At 65.9% G+C, this 4,142-nt stretch carries 5 protein-coding genes; 4 read left to right on the forward strand and 1 reads right to left on the reverse strand.

The features are described from left to right. From VKP01_RS02010 to VKP01_RS02025, 4 genes are all read left to right on the forward strand, one after another. Positions 1-1,099 (forward strand): flagellar hook-length control protein FliK (locus VKP01_RS02010; RefSeq protein WP_324409964.1); only part of this gene is annotated, 1,099 nt, incomplete at its 5' end. Then, a complete protein-coding gene (locus VKP01_RS02015) occupies positions 1,047-1,616 on the forward strand; it encodes a lytic transglycosylase domain-containing protein (RefSeq protein ID WP_324409965.1) in 570 nt (189 codons plus the stop codon). The genes VKP01_RS02010 and VKP01_RS02015, both read left to right, overlap by 53 nt. 127 nt (positions 1,617-1,743) lie before the next feature. Next, positions 1,744-3,051: a DUF2254 domain-containing protein gene (locus VKP01_RS02020; RefSeq protein WP_324409966.1), complete on the forward strand. Its 1,308-nt coding sequence runs from the start codon at positions 1,744-1,746 to the stop codon at positions 3,049-3,051. Positions 3,052-3,178: 127 nt separating this feature from the next. Further along, the gene (locus tag VKP01_RS02025; protein ID WP_324409967.1) at positions 3,179-3,571 is read left to right on the forward strand and encodes a hypothetical protein; all 393 of its coding nucleotides are present in this window, start codon (positions 3,179-3,181) and stop codon (positions 3,569-3,571) included. 53 nt (positions 3,572-3,624) lie between these two features. Here VKP01_RS02025 and VKP01_RS02030 read toward each other — a convergent pair whose 3' ends face one another. Continuing rightward, a complete protein-coding gene (locus VKP01_RS02030) occupies positions 3,625-3,885 on the reverse strand; it encodes a hypothetical protein (protein ID WP_324409968.1) in 261 nt (86 codons plus the stop codon). Positions 3,886-4,142 lie beyond the last annotated feature (257 nt).

Consider the following 4,142-nt stretch of genomic DNA (forward strand, 5'->3'; position numbering starts at 1 on the left):
CGACGAGACGCGCGCGCTGCCGACGAGCGATCTCGCCGCAAAGGCCGTCGCGGAAGCGTTGGCGCGCCTCGCGCCGGAGGGTGAGGAGAAAGCCGTGGCACAGGCGCGCGATCCCGCGGCGCGTTTCTTCGCCTCGCTGGAGCGTCTGCGTGCCCTCGCTGGTCAGCTTGAAGACGCTGGCGGTGCGCAAACTGATGCCGCGGCGAACCCGCAGGCCGTCGCGGGACAAACGATACCTGGCCAACCCGCTCCCGGGCATCTCGCCGGGCCACCTGCCGCCGGCGATCCCGCATCCGCACAGAACGCGGCCCGGATGCAGGCCGGTCAGCAGGCCGCTGCCGGGGCGGCGATGCAATCGGATGAGAGCCTGCATCTGTCCCTGCGCGATAATCCGGGCCATTCCGGGCTCGGCGCACGCCAGGCTTCGGGGATCGGCGAGGCGCGGGTCGTCTCGCAGGCGACGCATTTCGCGCCGGTCTCGCAGTCCGCGCTGGGTGCGGGCAATCTGGATGCGCTCGCGAAGGCCTTCGACGAGGGCGCGGCCTTCATGCGTGAGGCGGGGCCGCATTTCACTGCCCGCAGCGGCGAGGCGCGTGGCGCCGAGATGCGCGCCGGCGGCTTCGACCAGGCGCTCGCGGGCAGCCTGCGTGGCGAGGGGGCCCGGCCTGCAGGGCCTGTGAAGATGCTCACCATCCAGCTCACGCCGGTCTCGCTCGGCAAGATCAGCGTGGCGATGCACCTCTCCGATGGTGCCATGCGCATGGAGATCACCGTCTCCGAGCCGCGCGCGCTGGAGATGGTGCGTGCCGACAAGGATCTGATCGGCAATCTCATCCGCAAGAGCGGGCTCAGCCCGGAAAGCATCACCATACAGAGCGGCGATCCTGCCCAGGCCGGACGCCAGCATGCAAACGGCAACGGTGCCGGCCAGAACGGAGCCGGCGGCCAGAACTTCGCCCAAGGGGAGGGTGGCTCCGGCGCGAACCGTGGCTCACCCGATGGCGGGGAGGGGGCTTCTGGACTCGATCATGAAGGGAGTAGGCAGCATGAGACTGTTGAGGGCAATCGCCTGTCTGACGGTGGCGATATTTATCTTTGACGTGCAGGCGCCCGCGCGCGCCGAGGCCGATCCCGTCTGCGAGGCGGAGATGACCCGCGCTGCGGCCAAATACGACGTGCCGCTCGCCGTGCTCTTCGCCATCGGCCTCACCGAGACGGGACGCCGCGGCACATTGCACCCCTATGCGCTCAACATTGCCGGGCGCAGCTTCTTCGGCGAGAGCGCGGCGGATGCGCTGCGCGAATTCGAGCGCGAGCGCCGGCGTGGCGTCAAGCTGATCGATCTCGGCTGCATGCAGATCAACCACCATTACCACAAGCAGGAATTCGAGAGCGTCGCCCATATGCTCGACCCGGCGCTCAACGTCGAATACGCCGCCCGCTTCCTGCGCGAATTGCGCGACCGCGAAGGCGACTGGACCCGCGCCGTCGCCCGCTACCACGCCGGCCGCGCCAACACCCCCGCCCAGAAACGCTACGTCTGCGCCGTCATCCGCCACATGGTCGCAACGGGGTTCGGGGAATGGACGGCGAACGCGAAGAGGTTTTGTGGGTAGGGGTGCGCATCAGGATAGAGCGCGACGCAGATGCAGCATGCGGACGTCATTGAGGGCGGAGAAGAAACGCCCAACCCCCATCACCCCGCCATATGGATCGATTGCCGCACTTGCGCGTTCTGCCTGCATGGACCGGATTCGCAATCTTCTTTCGCATCTGCGCGAACAGCTCTGGCTCGTCCCCGTCGCGCTGACCGTGGCGGCGATGCTGGTTGCGGTGGTCATGCTGACCTTCGGGTCCCGCATCTTCAACGGAGACGGAGGTGTCTGGTGGCTTTATGGCGGGGGGCCGGAGAGTGCGCGGACGTTGCTGTCGAGTCTGCTCTCCGGCTTGATGACGATGACCTCGCTCGTCATCTCCGTCACTTTCGTGATCCTGACGCTGGCGGCGAGCCAGCTCGGGCCGCGCCTGATCTCGATGTTCGTCGGTGATCGGCAGATTCAGGCGGTGCTCGGGCTGTTCATCGGCACGATCGTCTACATCATCGCCATCCTGCGCTCGGTCGACGAGAATCTCGGCGGGGAGGGCATGCCCCATGCGGCGGTAACTTTGGCCAGCCTGCTGACCCTGATATGCCTGTTCGCGCTGCTGTTTTATATCCACAAGATCGCCCACGCGATCATCGCCGACAATGTGGTCGAGGCGGTGTCACAGGGCTTGCGCAAGGACGTGAAGGAGATCCTGCACTCCGGCAGCGGCCCGGATTCATCGATCACCGAGCCCCCCGATTTCGACCAGGACAGCACTGCCCTTCGCAGCATCTCCCTGGAGCAGCAGGGCTATATCCAGGTCGTCAATTACAGCCACCTCGTCGAGATCGCCTGCGAGAACGACGCGGTCATCGTGGTGAATGTGCGTGCGGGCCACCATCTCATCCGTCACGGCGATCATGTTCGGCTTTCGCCCGGAATTCCCGCTGGTTGCGACAAGGCGATCCGCAAGGCCTTCGTTATCGGCCGCAACCGAACGGCGGCGCAGGATCTCGAACACGGTATCCGGCAACTCGTCGAGATCGCAGTGCGGGCCTTGTCGCCGGGCATCAACGATCCGTTCACGGCGATCGCCGTCATCGACCGCCTGACAGCAGCACTCGAGGAAATCCTGACGGGTCGCCTTCAGCCGAAACTGATTACTGATGCGCAGGGCCGCGTCCGCGTGATTGCCGACCGCAGCGAGATCGCGGGGGTCGTCAATATGGCATTTGACGAAATTCGCCAGGCGGGATCTGACAACCCGGCAATCCTCATCCGCATTGCCGATAGTCTGGGTGCGCTCGCAGGTCTGTTGCAGCCTGGTGAAGCCCTGCGTGCGGTGCTCGGACAGCTTGCAAAGCTCCACGAGAGCGCAAAGATCGGACGGCTGGTCAGCATGGATCGCGACGATGTACTGGCGCGGATCGATGTGGCGCGCGGGATCGGGAGAGCGCGCGTCTGAGCGGCGGGCGGGGCGTTGCCGGGGTGCGGATTGCGGGGCCGGGTCCCGCATTTGACCGTCGCCCCCGGAGCGCACACAGTGTCGCGCATCGCTTTTCATGTATCGAAGGCCCGTGGGGGACGGATCCGTGTACATCATCATCGCACTTCTCGCCCTCATCGTCGCCGTGACGCATGGCTATGCGCTCTTTGCCTGGAAACGCGGGGCGCTGGACGCGTGGTATGCGGGTTTCTTTCTGATGTGGAACGTGGCGGCGGCGCTCGTGCTGGTGGCGCTGGCACAGTTCTCGCTCGCGCAATTCGGCGCCGCCATGGCGCTCTGGGCGGTGCTGGCGGTGGCGATGGCGCCGCATGTGATCGTTCTGGCGGGGAATTTCGCGGGGCTGGTCAGCGCGATGCGCGCCGGGGCCGGGCGCGGGATGATCGCGGTCTTCATCGCCTGGATCGCCGCGTCGATCCTCGGCATCGTGCTGCTTGGTGCGGTCTCGCCCAACACGTTCCTGATTCGGGTGCTGCTATAATGTGCGGCGGCGGATGCGCGATGCATCCGCCGCTTGATTCACATTGAAGCGAATCAGCCCCCCTTGTTCGTCGCGCCACCCATGACACGGGTTGCTGCGACGAGGGCGGGAAGGGCGAGGGGGCCGAAGCCGGAATGGAGCGCGCGACTCGTTTCGCGTGACGCGGGCGGTTCTGCTGGCGCGGAGGCGGGCGAATCGCGCCGCAGGTCATGGATCGTGCCGATTTCCACCGCGGCCGGATCCGGCATGGCGGGGGCAATCGAAGCAGGGTCGTTCATCTGCGCGGCAATCATGGTCTCAAACTCGTCTCGCATGTCTGATGGCATCGCGTCATTGCGATGGGGCGAACATTCGATGCGGATCGCGACCGCCGCGCGGCGCGATCATGGCGAATTTGGGAATTCAGGTTAACGGGGATTCACCATAACGGCGATTCCGGACCCGCCCCGGGCCCGGAATTGCATTGGACAGATTGTAAGGGCCCTGATCACGCCTTGCGCCAGCGCCGCGCGATCAGTGCATCGAGGGAGAGCATGCCGGGGCCGCGTGCCACCACATAGAGGAACGCCAC

Source organism: Saliniramus sp. (assembly GCF_035311605.1).
In the GTDB taxonomy this organism is placed as follows: Bacteria; Pseudomonadota; Alphaproteobacteria; order Rhizobiales; family Beijerinckiaceae; genus Saliniramus.